Origin of the sequence: Solibaculum intestinale (genome assembly GCF_040096205.1) — a bacterium.
Taxonomy (GTDB): Bacteria; Bacillota; Clostridia; order Oscillospirales; family Acutalibacteraceae; genus Solibaculum_A; species Solibaculum_A intestinale.
The window spans coordinates 37,739-57,178 of record NZ_JBBMFD010000006.1; the positions used below are offsets into that span (position 1 = coordinate 37,739).

Below are 19,440 nucleotides of genomic sequence, written 5' to 3' on the forward strand. Positions count from 1 at the left end.
CGCTGTGTGCAACGAAAATATTTAGGAGGTAATGACCATGATTAAGTTAATCGTCGGCAAAAAAGGAACCGGCAAAACCAAGGTGTTGATTGATCTGGCCAACGACGCTATGAAGAATACGAAGGGCGACGTGGTTTTTATTGAGAAAGGCTCCAAGCTTACCTATGACATCAGCCATCAGATCCGCCTCGTTGACGCGGAGGCCTATCAAATTTGCGGCTTTGACGCATTCTTCGGCTTTGTCAGCGGCATCTGCGCAGCCAACTACGATGTGACCGATATCTTCATCGACGGTACTCTGAAGATCGGTGGCAGCGATCTGGAGGCTTTCGGCACATTTGCCAACAAGCTTAAGGCTCTGTCGGACGCCAGCAAGACCACCATTACCCTGTCGGTTTCGGCTGCCAGCGCGGATATCCCCCAGGTGGACGCGGAGATTGTCAATCCGTAACGGGTGCAATATCACGAAAGCATGGTATTTCCGGTATGTCCAGAGCCCGGCTCTGGACATACCGGTTTTTTTATAAAGACCGGGCAGGCATTTGTCGGCGAATGTCCGTGCCTGCTGTTTGAACCGGTCTGCCGCGATGCTCGGGGCCAGGCAAATCGTCAAAGCCGCCCGCACGTCCGTAGGACACCTGGAAAAAGGGCGCGCCGGATGGTATGAGCAAACCACGAAAAAGCGACTCTGCTCGCAGGAAAGAGCAGGATATACGCGGCCGCAATCGTGTGGGAAGAGGACATGGAACAAGGATAGCGGAAAGCCCGGGCTTTTGCGCCGCGTTTCTCGCGGTGCGGCCGGCTTTGATTGGGGGCGCCTTCTCCTTAAGCTGGATGCCGCAGGTAGGCGGCGGGACAGGGAACAGGTGCCGTCCCTTTCCGGATGGAACAAACGCCGTATAAAAAAGCAGCCACCCAGATGAATGGGTGACTGCTTTGACTTCTATGGTACAACTGGCGATAGAAATTAATAGTTTTCCGCCTTGATCTCGAAATAAGCCTTCGGATGCTTACAGGTAGGACAGATTTCCGGAGCGGCAACGCCCACATGAATATGGCCGCAGTTGCGACATACCCACATCACCGGCTGATCCTTCTTGAAAACAGTACCGTTCTCAATGGCTGCAATCAGCTTGCGGTAACGCTCTTCATGGGTCTTCTCGATCTTCGCAACCAACTCCATCTGGGTAGCCAGAGCGGTGAAGCCTTCCTCACGGGCGATTTCGGCATAGTTCTTGTACATATCGGTCCATTCAAAGTTCTCGCCGTCGGCAGCGTCCTTGAGGTTGGTAAGGGTATCGGGAATCTCGCCGTTATGCAGGTGCTTAAACCACAGTTCGGCATGTTCTTTCTCGTTGGCGGCGGTTTCCGCGAAGATCGCAGCGATCTGCTCATAACCTTCCTTTTTTGCTTTGGAAGCATAATAGGTGTATTTGTTGCGCGCCTGGGACTCCCCGGCAAATGCGGCCATTAAGTTTGCTTTTGTCTTGCTGTTTTCAAAATCAACCATGATAAAACCTCCTATAAATTGATGTTATTCTTATTATACACTAATTTGGTATAATATCAAGAGAAATTTGAAAAAATTTTTCCCTATTTTTTGTTTTCCCTAAACGCAACTGATTACGCATCCAGAAACGCCGAACGGTGCTCAGAAATGAACACGCCGCAGCATTGGGAGATGGGATTGGTTTTCAGCAAGGTCAAAAACGCGGCGTCCAGCGGCTGAAATTCAGAGGCGTTGACCCCGCCCTCAAAGATGGCGTTTGCCCGGCTTAAAATATCCGTGTAGTCGTGGGCGCCCACCTGCTCGAAAATTTCCGGCGCGCTCTGGGCAAACACGCTGTGTTCGCCGGTAAAAAGTTTAATAAACCCGCCCGACACAATGGAACGGCATACGTCGTGGATAATGTAGATGGTACTTTGCTCGGGAGTAAAAGAGGAGAGCACCTCATTGGGATCGGCAGCGTCTTTGAGTTTTCCGTCTAAGTTGGCCGTTACCGCCCGATAAAGCTGGCGCTGGGGAATGGTGTCAAAAAGCGGCCCGGTCAGATGCCGGTATCGCTCGCCTAAGCGGATGAACGCTTTGACCTTTTCTTCCAGCAATTTACGGTCCTTTCGCATCAGAAAATAGGCGGTAATCGTACTGGCGGCCAGCACCGCCGCGCCTACCGCCAGCTCCAGTCCGTACCGCTTTTCTAGTTTCTTTTCCATGAGTCTCACTCCTTATTTCTGTATTTTCTCGGCGGCGTTGTCCGCTTTCATCAGTTCCCGGTAGATGTCACCCTTTTTTAGGCCGCTAATTTTTGCCGCTTCCTTAGCCGCCTGGGCGGCTGCCTGCCCTTCGTCCATCTGCTCCCTTGCCAGCGCCACCGCATCCTTAAGGGAAAGCGTTTGCGGCTCCAGCTTGGGCGCCCCTTCGATGACCAGAACCTGCTCGCCCCGTGGCGTTTCTTTTGCAAAGCGCCGGGCGGCTTCTCCAAGAGTGGTGCGGATGACTTCTTCGTGCAGCTTGGTCATCTCCCGGCAGATGGCAATCCGCCGGTCTCCCAGGGCTTCGTACAAGTCCTTGAGCGTAGAAGGAAGCTTGTGGGGCGCTTCGTAGAACACCAGCGTGCGCCGCTCCGTCTTGATTTCCTCCAGGTGCTCGCTGCGGCTGACCTTTGCCGTGCTTAAAAACCCTTCGAAGCAGAACCGGCCCGTAGGAAGCCCCGAGAGAGCCAGCGCCGTCACCACCGCGCTGGGCCCCGGTACCGCCGCCACCTCGATTTGCTGTTCGGCGCACAGGGCCACCAGGTCCTCTCCCGGGTCGGAGATGGCGGGCATCCCCGCGTCAGTGACCAGGCAGACGGTTTCCCCCGCCAGAAGCCGCGCGCAGATGAGCTCGCCTTTTTCCCGGCGGTTGTGCTCGTAATAGCTGACAAGGGGCTTTTTGATGGCAAAGTGGTTTAAGAGCTTGAGGGTGACGCGGGTGTCCTCCGCCGCGACCAGGTCGCACTCCTCCAGCGCCTGCCGGGCGCGGGGAGAGAAATCCGCTAGATTGCCGATGGGGGTTCCCACCAAGACCAGTCTGCCGGGCATGCGGTTGCCTCCTTCTTGATTCCAGTATAGCATTCTTTCTTTGTTGGCCCTTGTAAAAAGAGGGCGAATCCGGACTAAGCCAGAGTCAGAGGTCAAACCCCGCATAAATTTTGCGGGCTTCTTCCGTAGCCGTCCCATCTGTCTTCCGCAGCGTCAGAGAGGGGAGTAACTTCAGCCCGTTCTGCCTGCCTTTGATTCCTTCCAGCAGCAAAAGCCAGGGAGCCGCCCCGGCCTGCTGCTCTACCAGGCGCAGCCGTTTGGGTTCGATTCCCGCCTCCCGCATGGCCTGTACGCAGTCAGTAAGCCGTTCGGGCAGATGGCACAGGCAAAAACGCCCGCCTGTTTTTAGCAGGCGGCCAGCGCTTTTGGCCGCGTCATAAATCGTGCAGCAGAGCTCGAACCGGGCGATGTTTTTCCCCTCGTCCTCACAGAGCTTTCCTGAATCGGGACGCCGGTAGGGGGGATTGCAGGTCACCAGGCTGTACATTCCGGCAGGCAGAGAAAGATCCTTTAAGTCCTCACAGATTGGGCGCACCCGTCCTTCCCAGCTGTTTTCCAACAGGCTGCGGCCGAGAAGAGCACAGGCATCGGCCTGGATGTCCACCGCGTCTATAGGAGTACCGACCGCTTGATCCCGCAGCCAGAGCAAGGGAAGGATCCCGCAGCCGGTACCCAGGTCACAAACCTGGTCGGAAATCTTTGGCGCGGCGAAATGAGCCAGCAGCAGCGCGTCGGTGCCGAAGGTGTGCCGGCGGGACACAAAGATCACATGCCCGCCGCCCAGGGGCAGGCGCTTGCTCTGCTGCATAAAGACTCTCCTTTTGCTATGGATACGGAAAAAGGCGGAACGCCAAAGCAGGGAAACCCGGCAGAAAAAATATTCTACCTGCCGTCCCTCAAAAGCGTTCCGCCTTTTGTCTGGCGTAAAACCTTGTTTATTTGGGTTGCGGGGCGCCGACCGGACATACGCCATTGCAAGCACCGCAATCGATGCAGAGACTATCGTCGATGACATATTTGCCGTCACCAGCAGAAATCGCGGAAACGGGGCACTCCGCCTCGCAAGCGCCGCAGCTGATGCATTCGTCGTTGATAAAATAGGCCATTATGTACACCTCCTTTTTTGTTACGTGTCTATTTTAACACGCCTAGGAAAAAAAGCAAGGGCAATGATCGAAAAAGGCGGAAAAAAACACGAAATTGGGGCCGTAAATTTTTGGGGTTTCCTTACGCTTTTTTCTCGCCCATCAAAAGGACCATGACCGCCTTCTGGGCATGCAGCCGGTTTTCCGCTTCCTCAAAGATTTCCGAAGCATGGGCCTCAAACACGTCCGCCGCGATTTCCTCGCCCCGGTGGGCAGGCAGGCAATGAAGAACCATGGCGTCGCCGTTGGCTGCCGCCATCAGCTCCTTGTTCACCTGGTAGCCCTGGAAGGCTTCCCTGCGCTTGGCAGCCTCCGATTCCTGGCCCATGGAGGCCCACACATCGGTAATCACCACGTCCGCTCCCTTGGCCGCTTCCATCGGATCGTTGCAGAAGGAATAGGCTTTGTTGCCTTTTACAAACGGGTCCTCGTTCACCAGCGGCTCATACCCGGCCGGGCAGGCCGCCGATACCTGCATCCCCACCTTCAGGCCGCCTACGATCAGGGAGTTTGCCATGTTGTTGCCGTCGCCGATGTAGCACATCTTGAGCCCGTCGAACCGGCCCTTCATCTCCCGGATAGTCAGAAGGTCCGCCAGCACCTGGCAGGGATGGGAGATGTCCGTCAGGCCGTTGATGATCGGGATGGAGCCGTGCTTCGCCAGCGCCTCCACCTCCGCTTGTTCAAAGGTACGGATCATGATGCCATCCAAGTACCGGGAAAGGACCCGGGCGGTATCCTCCACCGGCTCGCCCCGGCCGATCTGCAGATCGTTGGCACTCAGGAACAGAGCGTAGCCCCCCAGCTGGTACATGCCCACCTCAAAGGAAACCCGGGTGCGGGTGGACGCCTTCTGAAAGATCATGCCCAGTGTCTTACCGGCCAGGAGCTTATGCTCAATGCCGTGCTTGAGCTCGTACTTGAGTTGGTCCGCCAGGTTGAGAATCTGGGTGATTTCGTCGGTGGAGAGGTCCAGCATGCGAAGAAGATGGTTCATATTACGAGTCCTCCCTTGTCAAAATGGTTTTTAAAACCGCAAGCCCGCGGTCGATTTCATCTTTGGTAATGGTCAGCGGCGGCAAAAAGCGCAAAAGCGCCTTTGCGGTTAAGACCAAGAGCCCTTCTTTGGCGCATTTTACCGCGATTTCACCCGCGGCGAGCCCTTCGTCGAGCACGGCGCCCAGCATCAGCCCCATACCCCGCACCTCTTTGATGTGAGGAAGGGCCAGAAGCTGTTCTCTGAGATAAGCGCCCTTTTCCTTGACCTCGGTTCGGAAAGCGGGCTTGGAAACCCGGTCGAGCACGTACAGAGCAGCCGCGCAGGAAACCGGGTTGCCGCCGAAGGTGGAGCCGTGCATGCCGGCGCTCATGGTGTCCTTAAGGCCGTCGGAGCAAAGGCACGCGCCGATGGGCAGCCCGCCGGCCAGGCCCTTGGCAAGGGTCACCACGTCGGGTTTCACGCCGAACTGCTCGCTTGCCAGCAGCGTCCCCGTGCGGCCGATTCCCGTCTGCACCTCGTCGATCAACAGCAGCACGTCCCGTTTCCTGCATTCCTCGGCTGCAAAGCGGACATAATCGGCGTCAAGCGGGCAAACCCCGCCTTCCCCCTGAATGCATTCGAGCATCACCGCACACACGCCAGGACCCAGCTTTTCGAGCAACGCGTCCTTGTCGTTGGCTGGGATGTAATCAAACCCTTCCGTGAACGGGGAGAAGTACTGATGAAAACCATCCTGTCCGGTGGCGGCCAGGGTGGTCACCGTGCGGCCGTGGAAGGAGTTTTGCAGCGTCAGAATGGTGCTGCGCCCCTCGCCGTACTTGTCAAAGCTGTACTTGCGTGCCACCTTGATGGCGCATTCGTTGGCTTCCGCGCCGGAGTTGCACAAAAACACCCGGCTCATACCCGTCAGAGTGACCAGCGCTTCAGCCAGCTCAATCTGGATGGGGCTATAGTAGAGATTGGAGATGTGCTGGAGCTTGCCCGCCTGCTGGCAGACCGCCTTGACCCAGCCCTCGTCGCAGTAGCCTAAGGAGTTGACGCCGATACCGGCGCCAAAGTCGATGTAGGAGATTCCCTCCACATCGGTAGCCGTAGCGCCGCTCCCGCTTTCCAGCACCACGGGGAAGCGTTTGTAGGTAGGCATCAGGTACTGGGACTCCCGCTCCATTGCTTCAGATATGGTCATGCGCATCGCGTCCTTTCTTTTGGCAAAAGGCTGGGAATCCACCCAGCCTCTTTGGTTACAGGAACATGGTTCCGATGCCCTCGTCGGACAAAACTTCGATCAGGATGGAATGGGGAACCCGGCCGTCAATGATGTGGGCCCGGTTGACCCCACGGCGCACCGCATCCACACAGCAGTCGATCTTTGGAATCATGCCGCCGGAAATGATATTGTCCCGTTTGAGGGAGTTGACCTCGCTGACCTGTACCACCGGGATGAGGGTGCTTTCGTCGTAAACGTCCCGCATCAGGCCGGGAATGTCGGTCATCAAAATGAGCTTTTCTGCTTTTAGCTCCGCCGCGATGCGGGAGGCGGCGATGTCGGCGTTGATGTTATAGGATTCGCCGTGTTCTCCCGCCGCCACCGTGGCCACCACCGGGATGTATTTCTTATCCAGCGCGTCCTGGATGACCGACACGTCCACCTTCGTAATCTCGCCAACTAACCCCAGGTCCATGCCCTGCTTTTTCTCAGCGGTGATCATCGCTCCGTCCAAACCGCACAGGCCAATGGCCCTGCCGCCGTGGCCGGCGATGCGCTGGGCCAGGTCTTTGTTTACCTTGCCCGCCAGCACCATCTGCACCACTTCCATGGTTTCCTCGTCGGTGTACCGCAGGCCGCCCACAAACTTGCTTTCCTTGCCCATCTTTTTGAGGGTATCGGAAATCTCCGGGCCGCCTCCGTGGACCAGCACTACATGGATGCCAACCAAGGTGAGCAGAACAATGTCGCTCATCACCGCGTCCTTGAGTTCTTCGGAAATCATGGCATTGCCGCCGTACTTGACCACGATGGTCTTTCCGTAATATTTCTGGATATAGGGTAGGGCCGTAACCAGCACCTTCGCCTTATCGTAGTTGGAGATAAAATTGGGTTGCTGCTGCAAATGGTATCACCTGTTTCGTCAGAATAATGGATAAACCGGTCGAAGGCTTAGGTGCGGTAGTCGCCGTTGATCTTCACATACTCGTAGGTCAGGTCGCAGCCGTAGGCGGTCGCCTCTGCTTCGCCGTCCTTGAGGGTCACGTCGATGAGAATTTCGTCCTCCAAAAGGATCTGCTTGGCCTTTTCCTCGTCAAAGTCCATACCCGCCCCGTTTTCGCAGACCTGGATGCGCCCGGCCCTGCTCTCAAAGGCAACGCCCACACCGGTCACGTCGATAGGAGTGCCTGCGTATCCGAGGGCACAGAGAACCCGGCCCCAGTTGGCGTCCGCGCCGAACATGGCGGCCTTTACGAGACTCGAGCAGATGACGGATTTCGCCGCCGTTTTCGCCGCCGGAAGAGATTTCGCCCCCGTTACCCGGCATTCCAGCAGCTTTGTAGCCCCTTCGCCGTCCTTTGCCACCTGCTTGCACAGCGCCGTGCACAAAGCTTTGAGGGCACAGAGGAAGATCTGATACCCGTCGCCGAAATCGGTGATCTTCGGGTTTTTCGCAAGACCGGAGGCCATGATGGACACCATGTCGTTGGTGGAGGTGTCCCCGTCGATGGAAACCATGTTGAAGCTCTGGCCCACCGCCTCGTGAAGAGCCTTGTCCAGAAGCTCAGGGTGAATGTCCGTGTCGGTGGTCAAAAAGCAGAGCATGGTGGCCATGTTGGGATGAATCATCCCAGAGCCCTTGGCCATGCCGCCGATGCGGCAGGTGGCCGAACCGATGGAAAATTCCACCGCCAGCTCCTTGCGCACGGTATCGGTGGTCATAATGGCCTCGGCCGCGTCCGCCCCGCCTTCCTTGGAGAGGCTTGCGGCCAGGACAGGGATCCCTTCGGCAATGGGGTCGATGGGCAAGGTTTGGCCGATGACGCCGGTGGAAGCGACGATTACGTCCCTCGTGTCGATCTTCAAGGCCTTCGCCGTCAGCTCGCACATGCGGTTGGCCTTCTGCACCCCGTCCTCGTTGCAGGTGTTGGCATTACCGGAGTTGCAGATGACCGCCTGCGCCCGGCCCTGGCGAATGTTTCTCTGGGTAACCAGGATGGGTGCGCCCTTGACCAAATTCTGCGTATAGACCGCGCAGGCCCCGCAGGGCTTCTCGCAGTAGATCATGGCCAGGTCTTTTTTCTCTTTGTTCTTGCGTACCCCGCAGTGAGTTCCCGCCGCGGTAAACCCGGCCGGTGTGGTGACGCCGCCGGGGATCAAGGTATAAGCCATTGGTGATTCCTCCTTGTTTGCCTCTCCGGGTACCGGAGAGAACCTTGCGATCCCGTTTTTCGCCCCAAAAGGCGACAAAACAATGGGGTTAAAACGCGGGCGGGACGAGCTTGAGCCCGGTTTCTTCCGGCAGGCCGAACACGATATTCATGTTCTGGATGGCCTGCCCCGCTGCTCCCTTTACCATGTTGTCCAAAGCCGACACTGCAACCAGCGTGCCGGTGCGTGTGTCCACATGCAGGGAAATGTCGCACAGGTTCGTGTATTTGACCGCCTTGATGTCCGCAACCTTGCCGTCGGGCAGCAGACGGATAAAGGTTTCGTCTTTGTAAAAGTCCTCGTATGCCTGACGGATCTGCTCCTTGGTTACGCCCGGCATAATCCTTGCGTAGCAGGTGGAGATAATCCCCCGGTCCACCGGCAGCAGATGGGGGACAAAGGTGATGCGCACCGGTTTCCCCGCTAGGTGGGAGAGGGTCTGCTCGATTTCCGGCGTGTGCCGGTGGCAGGCTACCTTATAGGGGTGAAACGCCCCGTCGAGCTCGGTAAAATGAGTGGTCTGGGAAAGGCCGCGTCCCGCGCCGGTCGCGCCCGACTTGGAGTCCACAATGATCCCTTGGGGTTCCACCAGACCACCCTTCACCGCCGGCGCCAGAGCCAGAGGCGCGCCGGTGGTGTAACAGCCCGGGTTCGCAATCAGCTTTTTTCCCTTGATCTGCTCCCGGAAAAGCTCCGGCATGGCATAAACCGCCTGCGCGTGCAGGCTTTTGTCCAAATAGGTCCCGCCGTACCATTCCTTGTAGTCCTCTTCGTTTTCCAGGCGGAAGTCCGCCCCCAGGTCGATAAACACCTTGTTTTTCTCTATGCACTGGGCCGCCAACTCTTGGGAAAGGCCGTGGGGAAGAGCGGCGAAGATCACGTCGCTCTTTTCCACCACCTCTTCCTGGTTGCCGCAGATAAGGTCGAGAAACCCGCGGTAGGCGGGATATACATCCGAAAGGGCCTGCCCTTCGAAGCTCACCGAGCTGACCGCCGCAATTTCCACTTCCGGATGGGCATACAAAAGCCGACAAAGCTCCGCCCCCGCATAACCGGTGGCGCCTACAATTCCCGCTCGAATCATAACGCGGTTCCCTCCTTGAGCCTTTCTAGCATCGCCTGTGCCTGCGCCTTCACGTTCTCCGGCGCCGGGCCGCCCAGCACCTTGCGCTGGGACACGCAGGTGTCCAAGCTGATGAAGTCATATACGTCCGAATCAAATCGGTCGCACACCGCCCTGTATTCCTCAAGGGGCAGCGCCTCCAACGTGGTTCCCAGTTCAATGCATCTGGCAACCAGAGAACCGGTGGCCTTATAGGCGTCCCGGAAGGGGAGGCCCTTGCTCACCAGATAATCGGCGCAGTCGGTGGCGTTGATAAAGCCGCCGGCCGCCGCCTTGCGCATGTTCTGGGGAAGGACCTTCATCGTAGCGAGCATGGGGGCGAAGGTAGTCAGGCAAAGATGGGCCGTGTCCACCGCGTCGAAAACCGCCTCCTTGTCCTCCTGCATGTCCTTATTATAGGCAAGAGGAAGGCCTTTCATCGCGGTCAAAAGCCCCATCAGGTCACCGTACACCCGGCCCGCCTTTCCACGCACCAGCTCCGCCACATCCGGGTTTTTCTTCTGCGGCATGATGGAAGAGCCGGTGGAATAAGCGTCGTCGAGCTCGATAAACTTAAATTCCCACGAGCACCAGAGGATGATTTCCTCGGAAAAGCGGGAGAGGTGCATCATCAAAATGGAGAGGGCGGAGCAAAGCTCCAAAGCGTAATCCCGGTCGGATACGCCGTCAAGACTATTGCGCGCCACCGCCGCCAGCCCCAGAAGGTCGGCCGTGCGTTCCCGATTTAAGGGATAGGTGGTGCCTGCCAGCGCGCCGCAGCCTAAGGGCGAGCAGTCCATGCGCTTTTTGCAGTCCTGTAGCCGGCCCAAATCCCGCAGAAGCATTTCGCCCCAGGCCAGCAGATGATGGCCGAAGGTGATGGGCTGGGCCCGCTGCAAATGGGTGTAGCCGGGCATCACCGTGTCCGCATATGCGTCCGCCTGCTTGGCTACCACTTCGCACAGCGCCTTTGTTTCCCCATAAAGCAGATCCACCTGCTTTTTCAGATACAAGCGCAGGTCCAGCGCCACCTGGTCGTTGCGGCTTCGCCCGGTATGCAGGCGCTTGCCCGCGTCGCCGATGCGAGCGGTCAGCTCCCCTTCCACGAAGGTGTGAATGTCCTCCGCTTGCGGGTCGATGGCCAAGGTTCCCGCCTCGATGTCGGCAAGAATCTGCTTGAGCCCGGCGATGATCTGCATCGCGTCCCCGTCTGAAAGGATTCCCTGCTCGCCCAGCATGGTGGCGTGGGCGATGGAACCCTCGATGTCCTCCCGGTACATCCGGCTGTCAAAGGAAATCGAGGAATTAAAATCGTTTACCTTGCTGTCCACTTCCTTGGAAAATCTTCCGGCCCACAGCTTCAAGGCCATCCCTCCATTGATGCAGACAAGGCGAGAGCTTTCACTCCCGCCCAAACGCCTGCTTAAAATGATGTGTCCAATTCCTAGGGCATGCGCCCGGCCGCGTTTAGCAGTCCCGGGCAGCTTTTACGCAAACCTTATTTCTTGCCTTTGCCGTCCTTGATGGCCTTGACCGTGATGGGCAGGCCGAACAGGTTGATGAAGCCTTGAGAATCCATCTGGTTATACACTTCGTCCTCACCAAAGGTGGCAATCTCCTCGTCGTAGAGGGAGTAGGGAGAAGTCATGCCGGCGTTGATGATGTTGCCCTTGTAAAGCTTGAGCTTGACATCGCCGGTGACGGTTTCCTGGGTGCTGTCCACAAAGGCGGACAGGGCTTCCCTGAGCGGGGTGTACCACTTGCCGAAATACACCAGGTCGGCAAACTGGCCTGCCACCTGCTGCTGCTTATAATGCTGGGTATCCCGGTCGAGGGTGAGGGTTTCCAGCGCGTCGTGGGCGTAGTAGAGGATGGCGCCGCCGGGCGTCTCGTACACGCCGCGGGACTTCATCCCCACCAGCCGGTTTTCCACCATGTCCAGAAGGCCGATGCCGTTCTCGCCGCCCAGCTGATTGAGCTTCTTGACAATGTCCACCGCGCTAAGCTTCTCGCCGTCGACGGCAACCGGCACGCCCTTCTCAAAGGAGATGGTCACATAGGTGGGCTTGTCGGGCGCCTGCTCGGGAGAAACGCCCATTTCCAGAATCTCGTCGTATTTGGGCTCGTTGGCCGGGTCTTCCAGGTCAAGGCCCTCGTGGGACAGATGCCACAGGTTCTTGTCCTTGGAATAGTTGGTCTCTCTGGTGATGTTCAGCGGGACGTTGTGCGCCTCCGCGTAGTCGATCTCCTCATCCCGGGACTTGAGCTCCCAGGTGCGCCAGGGGGCGATGATCTGCATGTGGGGAGCAAAGTGCTTGATGGTCAGCTCAAAGCGGACCTGGTCGTTGCCCTTGCCGGTGCAGCCATGGCAGATGGCATCCGCACCTTCCGCCAGCGCGATTTCCACAATCCGCTTGGCGATGACCGGACGGGCAAACGCCGTGCCCAGCAGGTACATGTTCTCATACTTGGCGCCTGCCTTCAGGGTCGGCCAAATGCAGTCTTCCACGAACTCTTTGGTCAGGTCCTCAATGTAGAGCTTGGAGGCGCCGGTTTTCTTCGCCTTTTCTTCCAGGCCTGACAGCTCCTTGCCCTGACCCACGTCCGCCGCTACCGCGATGACCTCGCAGTTGTCGTAGTTTTCCTTGAGCCATGGAATGATGATGGAGGTGTCCAGTCCGCCGGAATACGCCAATACTACTTTCTTAATCTTACCCATAATAAGTCCCTCTCTTTCGTTGTGAATAATCATACACTCATCCTGAATAAAATGCAAGATAAAACCGTATAAATATTCATTTTACTGCAAATTCAGCACTCTGCACAAAATGTCCGCCCGCGGTCGAAAAAGGTCTGCCGATAGCTTCGGCGGTTCTCTCGTGGTACCGCTGCGAAAAACCACATATATTATACCGAACCCTTGTGTGCTTTTCAACCGCAATCCCCTTTGAAACCCACGCAAAATATGCTACAATAATAGCAATTCTTTTGCCGGCAATTCGTAGAATTTTTCGTCTGTTCGGCTGAAACAATTGACATAATGGAGGGAACACCATGGCATACAAAGAAATCAGCCCCAAAGAAATCGAAAGCAACGTTTTTTCCGACATCGGCGACAAATGGATGCTCGTGACCGCAGGGGATGAAACCGGGTACAATACCATGACCGCCAGCTGGGGCGGAATGGGCATCATGTGGAACAAATGCGTCGTGACCATCGGCATCCGGCCCCAGCGGTATACCCTGGGCTTTGTGGAGCAAAACGACCTCTTCACCCTTTCCTTCTTTTCAGAAGAATGGAGAGACGCGCTCAAGTTCTGCGGCAGCAAGTCAGGCCGGGATTATGATAAGGCCAAGGAAACCGGGCTGACTCCTTTTTTCCTGGACGGGACCGCGGCTTTTTCCCAGGCTGAACGCATTCTTGTATGCAAAAAGCTCTATACGAGCGACTTAGACCCTGCCGGATTTCTTGACAAGACCTTGGATGAAACCTATTACCCCAGCAAGGATTACCACAAGCTGTTCGTGGCGGAGATCGTCAAGGTTTTGGAGAAGGAGTAAGCCCGGCTTTTGTGGTTATTCTTGTTACAAACCGGGCTTTTCATGAAAAAGAAGGCCCAAAGAGACGCGCAAGCAGCACCCATCCCAATCGAAGGAAGCGGCGGGGAGAGGGTGCGTTTGAAGACGCCGGTCCTTGCAGGGAAAAGAGAAGAGTGCCCTTTTTCGGTACGGTCTCCTGATGACGGCGAAAAAAGAACGCAATACCCCGCCGGCTCCGGCCGCTCAAAGGCGGACGCTGCCGGCGGGGGTTTTCAAAAGAAAGGTTGTGTATCCCATTGGCTCTGGACGGAGCGCTGCTATATTTATTAAAACAGGAACTGTTCGACGCAATTCCGGACGCGCGAGTGGAACGGGTTTACCAGCCCTCTAAGGAGGAGCTGGTGCTTGCCGTGCGCTCTCGGGCAGGGTCGAGACGGCTTCTATTGTCCTGCCGGGCCTCCTCGCCCCGGATTCATTTTACCACCCACGCCCCCGAAAATCCCGCGAAGCCCCCCATGCTCTGTATGCTGCTTCGCAAGCACCTGACCGGGGCGAAGCTTACTGCCATCCGCCAGCCGGGGCTGGAACGAGTCCTTTTTCTCGACTTTGACACCACCAATGAGCTGGGCGACCATGTGGCCCTGACTCTGGCGGTGGAGATTATGGGCCGGCACAGCAACCTCATCCTCATCGGGGAGGATGGGCGCATCATCGACGCGGTCAAGCGGGTGGACGCGGACATGTCTTCGGTGCGCATGGTGCTGCCGGGGATGCGGTATGTGTTGCCCCCGCAGGCCCCTGGGCGGATGGATCTGACGAAGGACGAGCCTTCGGATATGGTTGCCGCCCTTGCCGGGCGAAAGGACGAAGCGCTGGAAAAGGCGCTTCTGAGCCTGCTTTTGGGCGTGTCGCCCATCGTCTGCCGGGAGATCGCCCATTATACCGGCCGGGGCGCCGCCCTGCGCAGCGCCGCTCTTAATGAAACCGAACAAGGACGCTTGCAGTTTTATCTGAGCCAGATCAAGGACATTTTAGAGACACAAAAAGGCCGTCCTGTGATGGTCACCGACGTGGCCCAGGGAAAACCCATTGATTTTTCCTTCCTCACCATCACCCAGTACGGGACCGCCGCCGCCCTGACCCCGTTTGAGAGCTACAGCGAGCTGCTCGACGGGTTCTATGCCGAGCGGGACCGGGTGGACCGCATCCGCCACCGGGCCCAGGATCTGCTCAAAACCCTGACAAACGCCTCCGAGCGGATTTCCCGAAAGATCAACGCCCAGAAAGCGGAGCTTTTGCAGTGTGCCGACCGGGAACGCCTGCGCCGGTACGGCGACCTGCTCAACGCGAACTTATATCATCTGGAAAAGGGGATGCCGGTGGCCCAGGTGGACAACTTCTTCGAGGAAGGGAACCCTCCCATCCGCATTCCGCTGGACCCGGCGAAAACCCCGGTACAAAACGCCCAGAAGTATTATAAGGATTACCGCAAGGCCCAAACGGCGGAAAAAATCTTAAACGAGCAGATTGCAAAGGGAATGCAGGAGCTCGATTACATCGATACGGTGTTCGATGCCCTGTCCCGGGCGGATACGGAACGGGAGCTGTCTGAAATCCGCGCGGAACTGGCGGGCCAGGGGTACGGGCGGCTCGCAAAAGGAGGGCGGCAGCAGAAGGCTCCCGCGCCCTTAAAGCCCCTTGCTTTTACCTCCTCCGATGGCTTTCCCATCCTGGTCGGGCGCAACAACCAGCAAAACGACCGCCTGACCCTCAAGCAGGCGAAAGGGTCGGACCTGTGGTTTCACACCAAGAACATCCCCGGCTCTCATGTGATCGTCTGTACCGGGGGCAGGGAAGTCCCTGCACGGACCATTGAGGAAGCGGCGTCTCTCGCCGCCTTCCACAGTCGGGCCAAGGATTCCGCTCAGGTACCGGTGGACTATACGCCGGTCAAGTTTGTCAAGAAGCCCCAGGGCGCCAAACCCGGTATGGTGATTTACACCACCAACCAGACCGCCTATGTGACCCCGGAGGAGGCGCTGGTGGAGCGGCTGCGGGATAAGGGCTGAACCCCCGCGGCAGTATCCCGTACGGTTTGGTACTGCTGCCAGGACATTTTTGGATTTTCCATGTGGTAAGTATAAACGCAATAAAACAGCCGCTGGCTCACCGGCGGCTGTTTTTTGTTGTTTAAACTTGTATGTCTTCTTCGCCTGCAGGAACATCTTCTTCGATGCTGTCCGGTTCGGGCCCGTTCTTTTTGTTCGCCTTAACGGCAAAGAAAGCACCTACCACAATGGTAAAGTAGAAGGTAATCACCCGCCACAAAATCAACGCAAGACCCAGCTGGCCCTCCTTAATGAAGAACTGCTGGAAGAAGAAATAGAAAAAGCCCTCCGCACCAACGCCCGCGCCCGGAATCGGGATGAAGGAGGATATCATCATCACAAAGGATTGGGCGGCGATGATAGTCAAAAAATCGATTTCGCTCAGGCCGAAGGCCTTGTAGATCATGTAAGGGACCGCCATATAGACGATCAATTGTACAATAGACAACAGAAAAGAAACGATCATGGTAGGCAGGTCCTTAACCATTTCCTTAAAACAAGCGCTGAACTTTTCCAGTTCCCCGTCCATGTACGCAATTTTCTCGTCCGGGTCCTTAAAAATCCGGATTTTAGCAAGAAACCGGATGATTCCCCGGCTGATTTTGCGTGTGGTGTTTTTGAAGAGAGCAAAGCCGATCAGGCAGAGCATCACGATCAGATTGATGAGAAAGCCTACCAGCACAATGAGGGCAAAATTGCTGACCTTCTGCTGGAAGTATCCCAGCCGTAGACCCAAGAGCACCGCCGAAACGATAACCAGCGCCACCTGATAAATGATGAACTTGGAAAGTAGGCTGTTGATGGCCACACCCAGCTGTACGCCCTGCTTTTTCAGGTAATAGGCCTGAAAGGGCTGTCCGCCGGAGGAGAAGGGGGTAATCGAGTTAAAATATTGGCCGCCCATGGAAACACGCACCGAATTGAGAAACTTCTGCTTTTTGTACATGGGCTTGATCATAATATGCAAAATCACGGATTCCAGCAGCCAGTAAAGAAGCATACAGCCGATCGCAGCCGCGATCCACCAAAAATTCAGGGAGTTGAAGTTATGCACCAGATTTTCGACGCCCGAGGAAAAAAAGACAAACCCGACAATAATCAGGCTGCAGGTCAATAAGACAAAAATATTCAGCTTGTTCGACTTCAACGTGCCACCCCGCCCTTATCACAGGAAAGTTTTTTGCTGCGTACCTTTTTGGTCAGGCCGCTGTAGAATTGATCCCACATTTTCGCCACGTTTTGCGTCGAATAATAGTCACGTCCCGCCGCGGACTTGGCTCTCGCCTCTTCGTAATAGGCGCTGTCCCTACATAGCCGGTTGATTTCCCGGTCAAACCCGTCCACATCCTCGCACAACAGGCAATAGTCGGACACGATACCCTGATATTCCTCCAGATTGCGCACCACGATGGGAAGCTTGCAGTTGAGCGCTTCCAGGATGGTCATGGGGAAGAGCTCCGCGAAGGAAGGAAGCAGCAGCAGGTCGGAGGCATTATAATAGTCGTTCATTTCCGAGCGCTCCACCATCCCCACAAACCTTACGTTTTCCGGGGGATGCTCCATCAGCTCTTTGATTTCATTATAGCCGTCGCTGATCTTGCCGAAGGAGAACCCGCCCAGCCATAAAAACAGCTTGTCGGGATTTTTTTTCGCCACCTCAACAAAGTCCAGCACGCCCTTGCGGATTTGCAGCTGGCCTACGCCGATGACCACGCGCTTGTCTTGCGGGATGCCCAGCTTCTCCCGCAGCGCTTTCTTTTCCTCCTTGGACATCTCAAAAAAATGCTCCGAGGAAACGCAGTTGGGAATATAGGTAATTTTATCCCGTTCGATGCCCGCATCCACCAGTTCTTTGATAAAATGAGGGTTAACGGTTACCAGGTAATCCATGGAATGATAGAATTTGATGATATACTTATAAAATGGAATTTTTGCAATCTTCCAAAGGTGAAGGCTTTCATCCAAGGTCTTGGGCATAAAATGGACAAAGCCCACCGTGATGCTTTTTTTGCGCACCAGAGGAATGGAAAGGTAAAACTCCGGATTGATGGTGTGGTAATGGAAAATATCCGCATGAGCCAGGGAATTTTTGCGCACGATATACTTATCCGGATAGTAATTCTCCAACAGCATCATCAATTCGTCGTACACGGATAAGACGCCATGCCCTTTGGTCATATCGGCTTCCGACATCATGGTTATTGTCTTCATAAAAGCAGAAACAGTCCTTTCAGCAAACAACGCGCATCCCATAATCGGTTTGTTTTGCTACAAAACAGGGGCAATTTATCCATATGGATGCAAATAATATACTATACTCTATCACAAAACCGCCCTGATTGCAACCGAATTTCGGAAGGGAAGGAGCATCTTAGGCGGATTCCTGTCCAAAACCATTCGTTCCTTTCCTTATGACGGTGCAGGCATCAAAATCCCTGCAGCCTTAGTATTCCCGGGATTGCCGCGATCATGATACCGTGCGGACCTGCCCAGAAGAAAACCCCGATCCTTTTTGAGGACCGGGGTGATTTTTTTATTTTTCTGCAATTTTCTGTAAAAAAAGTTTGGTGCGTTCGTTTTCCGGATGGTCGATCACATTGCGTGGATCGCCCTGCTCCACAATGAGGCCCTTGTCCATGAAAATGACCCGATCGGCTACGTTGCGGGCAAAGGACATTTCATGGGTCACCACCACCATGGTCATATGCTCCTGGGCAAGCTCCCGCATGACCTTGAGGATTTCCCCGGTCAGCTCCGGGTCGAGGGCCGAGGTGGGCTCGTCGAAAAAGAGGATTTCCGGGTCGAGCGCCATGGCTCGTGCAATCGCTACCCGCTGTTGCTGCCCGCCGGACAACTCGAAGGGATATGCGCCCGCCTTGTCGGACAGGCCCATCTTCGCCAGCAGCTCCACCGCCTTTTTCTTTGCCGCTCCCTTGTCTACCCCAACCACATGGACGGGCGCTTCTGTCAGATTATCCATCACCGACAGGTGGGGAAACAGGTTAAAGCTCTGAAAAACCAGGCCGAACCGCTGCCGGATGCGTTTCATAGTCGTCTTGTCCGCGTACCGTGCGCTGCCGTCCACTGTAGTCTCCACCAGCGTGTCCTGGGAATAGCGGATGCAGCCGGCGTCCAGCCGTTCGAGAATGGTACAGCAGCGAAGAAGGGTGGATTTTCCGGATCCGGAGGGCCCGATGATGGCCACCACTTCTCCTTTGTCCACGGAAAAGGATATGTCCTTGAGCACTTCGTTTTCACCGAAGGACTTGCGGGCGTTTAATACCTCTAATACTGCCATTGTCTGACGCCCCCTTTACCGATAATAGCCGAGCTTGCGCTCTGCAAAGTTGAAGACCCGCGTGATAACGAAGCTGCCGAACAGATAGAAAACACCGGCGAGCACAATCGGCATCAAGGAGGTGCGGGCGTTTGCCGCGGCGTTCGCCACCCGAAACAGCTCCATCACCGCCACCGTCTGTGCCAAAGCCGTGTCCTTAATTAAAGTGATGACCTCGTTGGACATAGGCGGCAGAATCCGCTTGCACACCTGTGGAAGCACAATGCGGAAAAAGGTCTGCTTTTTGGAAAAGCCCAGCACCTGCGCCGCCTCGTGCTGCCCCACCGGGATGGACTCCAAGCCGCCCCGGTAGATTTCCGCGAAATAACACGCGTAATTGATGGAGAAGGCAATGATGGTCGCCGGGAAGCGGTATCCGGAAAGAGGAATCCCGAACAGAAAATAGGGGCCGAAATACACAAAAATAATTTGCAGCATCAACGGCGTGCCCCGCACGATGAGCAGCAAGATTTCAATGGGCTTGCGAATCCAGGCGCACTTGGACATCCGTCCCAGCGCCAGCGGCATGCCCAGGGGCAGCGCGAACACCAGCGTAAGCAGGAAAATCAGCACCGTGGTGCCGAAGCCTTCGGCCAGCTGGCCGAACAAGCTCCCGAAATCCTGCAGCCATGCGAGAAAACCGTCCATCTGCATTTAACCTCCAAAGGAGCCCGCGCCGTCTGCCCGCGCGGGCTCCCAAATTGTTCGA

19 protein-coding genes are annotated in these 19,440 nt (G+C 56.2%); 3 read left to right on the plus strand and 16 right to left on the minus strand.

What is annotated here, in order from left to right; all coding sequences use genetic code 11:
• The first annotated feature begins 37 nt into the window (after positions 1–37).
• Entirely contained in the window at positions 38–451 is a 414-nt protein-coding gene (locus tag WMO26_RS05190; protein ID WP_349218643.1) for a hypothetical protein, read from the plus strand.
• Positions 452–967: 516 nt separating this feature from the next.
• On the opposite strand, the gene rbr is transcribed toward WMO26_RS05190, so the two are convergent.
• The 12 genes from rbr to WMO26_RS05250 all read right to left on the minus strand — a co-directional run bounded on the left by rbr (position 968) and on the right by WMO26_RS05250 (position 12,465).
• Entirely contained in the window at positions 968–1,510 is a 543-nt protein-coding gene (gene rbr, locus WMO26_RS05195; protein ID WP_349218644.1) for a rubrerythrin, read from the minus strand.
• Positions 1,511–1,623: 113 nt separating this feature from the next.
• A complete protein-coding gene (locus WMO26_RS05200; RefSeq protein WP_349218645.1) occupies positions 1,624–2,214 on the minus strand; it encodes a DMP19 family protein in 591 nt (196 codons plus the stop codon).
• Positions 2,215–2,226: 12 nt separating this feature from the next.
• Positions 2,227–3,081 carry a 16S rRNA (cytidine(1402)-2'-O)-methyltransferase gene (gene rsmI / locus WMO26_RS05205; protein WP_349218646.1) on the minus strand — a complete coding sequence of 285 codons (855 nt, stop codon included), beginning with the start codon at positions 3,079–3,081 and terminating at the stop codon, positions 2,227–2,229.
• Positions 3,082–3,166: 85 nt separating this feature from the next.
• Positions 3,167–3,889, minus strand: a complete 723-nt coding sequence (locus tag WMO26_RS05210; RefSeq protein WP_349218647.1) for a tRNA1(Val) (adenine(37)-N6)-methyltransferase — start codon at positions 3,887–3,889, stop codon at positions 3,167–3,169.
• 127 nt (positions 3,890–4,016) lie between these two features.
• The gene (gene fdxA, locus WMO26_RS05215; RefSeq protein WP_349218649.1) at positions 4,017–4,187 is read right to left on the minus strand and encodes a 4Fe-4S ferredoxin; all 171 of its coding nucleotides are present in this window, start codon (positions 4,185–4,187) and stop codon (positions 4,017–4,019) included.
• Positions 4,188–4,308: 121 nt separating this feature from the next.
• Positions 4,309–5,223 (minus strand): ornithine carbamoyltransferase, encoded by a 915-nt coding sequence (gene argF, locus WMO26_RS05220; RefSeq protein ID WP_349218650.1) that lies wholly within the window; start codon positions 5,221–5,223, stop codon positions 4,309–4,311.
• Between the two features lies 1 nt (position 5,224).
• Positions 5,225–6,412: an aspartate aminotransferase family protein gene (locus tag WMO26_RS05225; RefSeq protein ID WP_349218651.1), complete on the minus strand. Its 1,188-nt coding sequence runs from the start codon at positions 6,410–6,412 to the stop codon at positions 5,225–5,227.
• A 55-nt stretch (positions 6,413–6,467) separates the two neighbouring features.
• Positions 6,468–7,337 carry an acetylglutamate kinase gene (argB, locus tag WMO26_RS05230; protein WP_349218653.1) on the minus strand — a complete coding sequence of 290 codons (870 nt, stop codon included), beginning with the start codon at positions 7,335–7,337 and terminating at the stop codon, positions 6,468–6,470.
• 47 nt (positions 7,338–7,384) lie between these two features.
• On the minus strand, positions 7,385–8,605 hold the full coding sequence (gene argJ, locus WMO26_RS05235) for a bifunctional glutamate N-acetyltransferase/amino-acid acetyltransferase ArgJ (RefSeq protein ID WP_349218655.1): 1,221 nt from the start codon (positions 8,603–8,605) through the stop codon (positions 7,385–7,387).
• 88 nt (positions 8,606–8,693) lie between these two features.
• On the minus strand, positions 8,694–9,728 hold the full coding sequence (argC, locus tag WMO26_RS05240) for an N-acetyl-gamma-glutamyl-phosphate reductase (RefSeq protein ID WP_349218657.1): 1,035 nt from the start codon (positions 9,726–9,728) through the stop codon (positions 8,694–8,696).
• A complete protein-coding gene (argH, locus tag WMO26_RS05245) occupies positions 9,725–11,116 on the minus strand; it encodes an argininosuccinate lyase (RefSeq protein WP_349218658.1) in 1,392 nt (463 codons plus the stop codon). The genes argC and argH overlap by 4 nt, the downstream gene beginning before the upstream one ends.
• A 128-nt stretch (positions 11,117–11,244) precedes the next feature.
• Entirely contained in the window at positions 11,245–12,465 is a 1,221-nt protein-coding gene (locus tag WMO26_RS05250) for an argininosuccinate synthase (protein ID WP_349218659.1), read from the minus strand.
• 335 nt (positions 12,466–12,800) lie between these two features.
• Here WMO26_RS05250 and WMO26_RS05255 point away from each other — a divergent pair, with 335 nt between their 5' ends.
• Both WMO26_RS05255 and WMO26_RS05260 read left to right on the plus strand, forming a co-directional pair.
• Entirely contained in the window at positions 12,801–13,307 is a 507-nt protein-coding gene (locus tag WMO26_RS05255; RefSeq protein ID WP_349218661.1) for a flavin reductase, read from the plus strand.
• 275 nt (positions 13,308–13,582) lie between these two features.
• Positions 13,583–15,355, plus strand: coding sequence for an Rqc2 family fibronectin-binding protein (locus tag WMO26_RS05260; protein WP_349218663.1), 1,773 nt, complete (start codon positions 13,583–13,585; stop codon positions 15,353–15,355).
• 121 nt (positions 15,356–15,476) lie between these two features.
• Here the strand turns inward: WMO26_RS05260 and WMO26_RS05265 are convergent, their stop codons facing one another.
• From WMO26_RS05265 to WMO26_RS05280, 4 genes are all read right to left on the minus strand, one after another.
• Positions 15,477–16,541, minus strand: coding sequence for a lysylphosphatidylglycerol synthase transmembrane domain-containing protein (locus WMO26_RS05265; RefSeq protein WP_349218664.1), 1,065 nt, complete (start codon positions 16,539–16,541; stop codon positions 15,477–15,479).
• Positions 16,538–17,605, minus strand: coding sequence for a glycosyltransferase family 4 protein (locus WMO26_RS05270; protein WP_349218666.1), 1,068 nt, complete (start codon positions 17,603–17,605; stop codon positions 16,538–16,540). Before WMO26_RS05270 ends, WMO26_RS05265 begins: the two co-directional genes overlap by 4 nt.
• A 322-nt stretch (positions 17,606–17,927) precedes the next feature.
• Positions 17,928–18,692: an amino acid ABC transporter ATP-binding protein gene (locus tag WMO26_RS05275; RefSeq protein WP_349218667.1), complete on the minus strand. Its 765-nt coding sequence runs from the start codon at positions 18,690–18,692 to the stop codon at positions 17,928–17,930.
• 15 nt (positions 18,693–18,707) lie between these two features.
• Positions 18,708–19,379: an amino acid ABC transporter permease gene (locus tag WMO26_RS05280; RefSeq protein ID WP_349218668.1), complete on the minus strand. Its 672-nt coding sequence runs from the start codon at positions 19,377–19,379 to the stop codon at positions 18,708–18,710.
• Between the last annotated feature and the right edge of the window lie 61 nt (positions 19,380–19,440).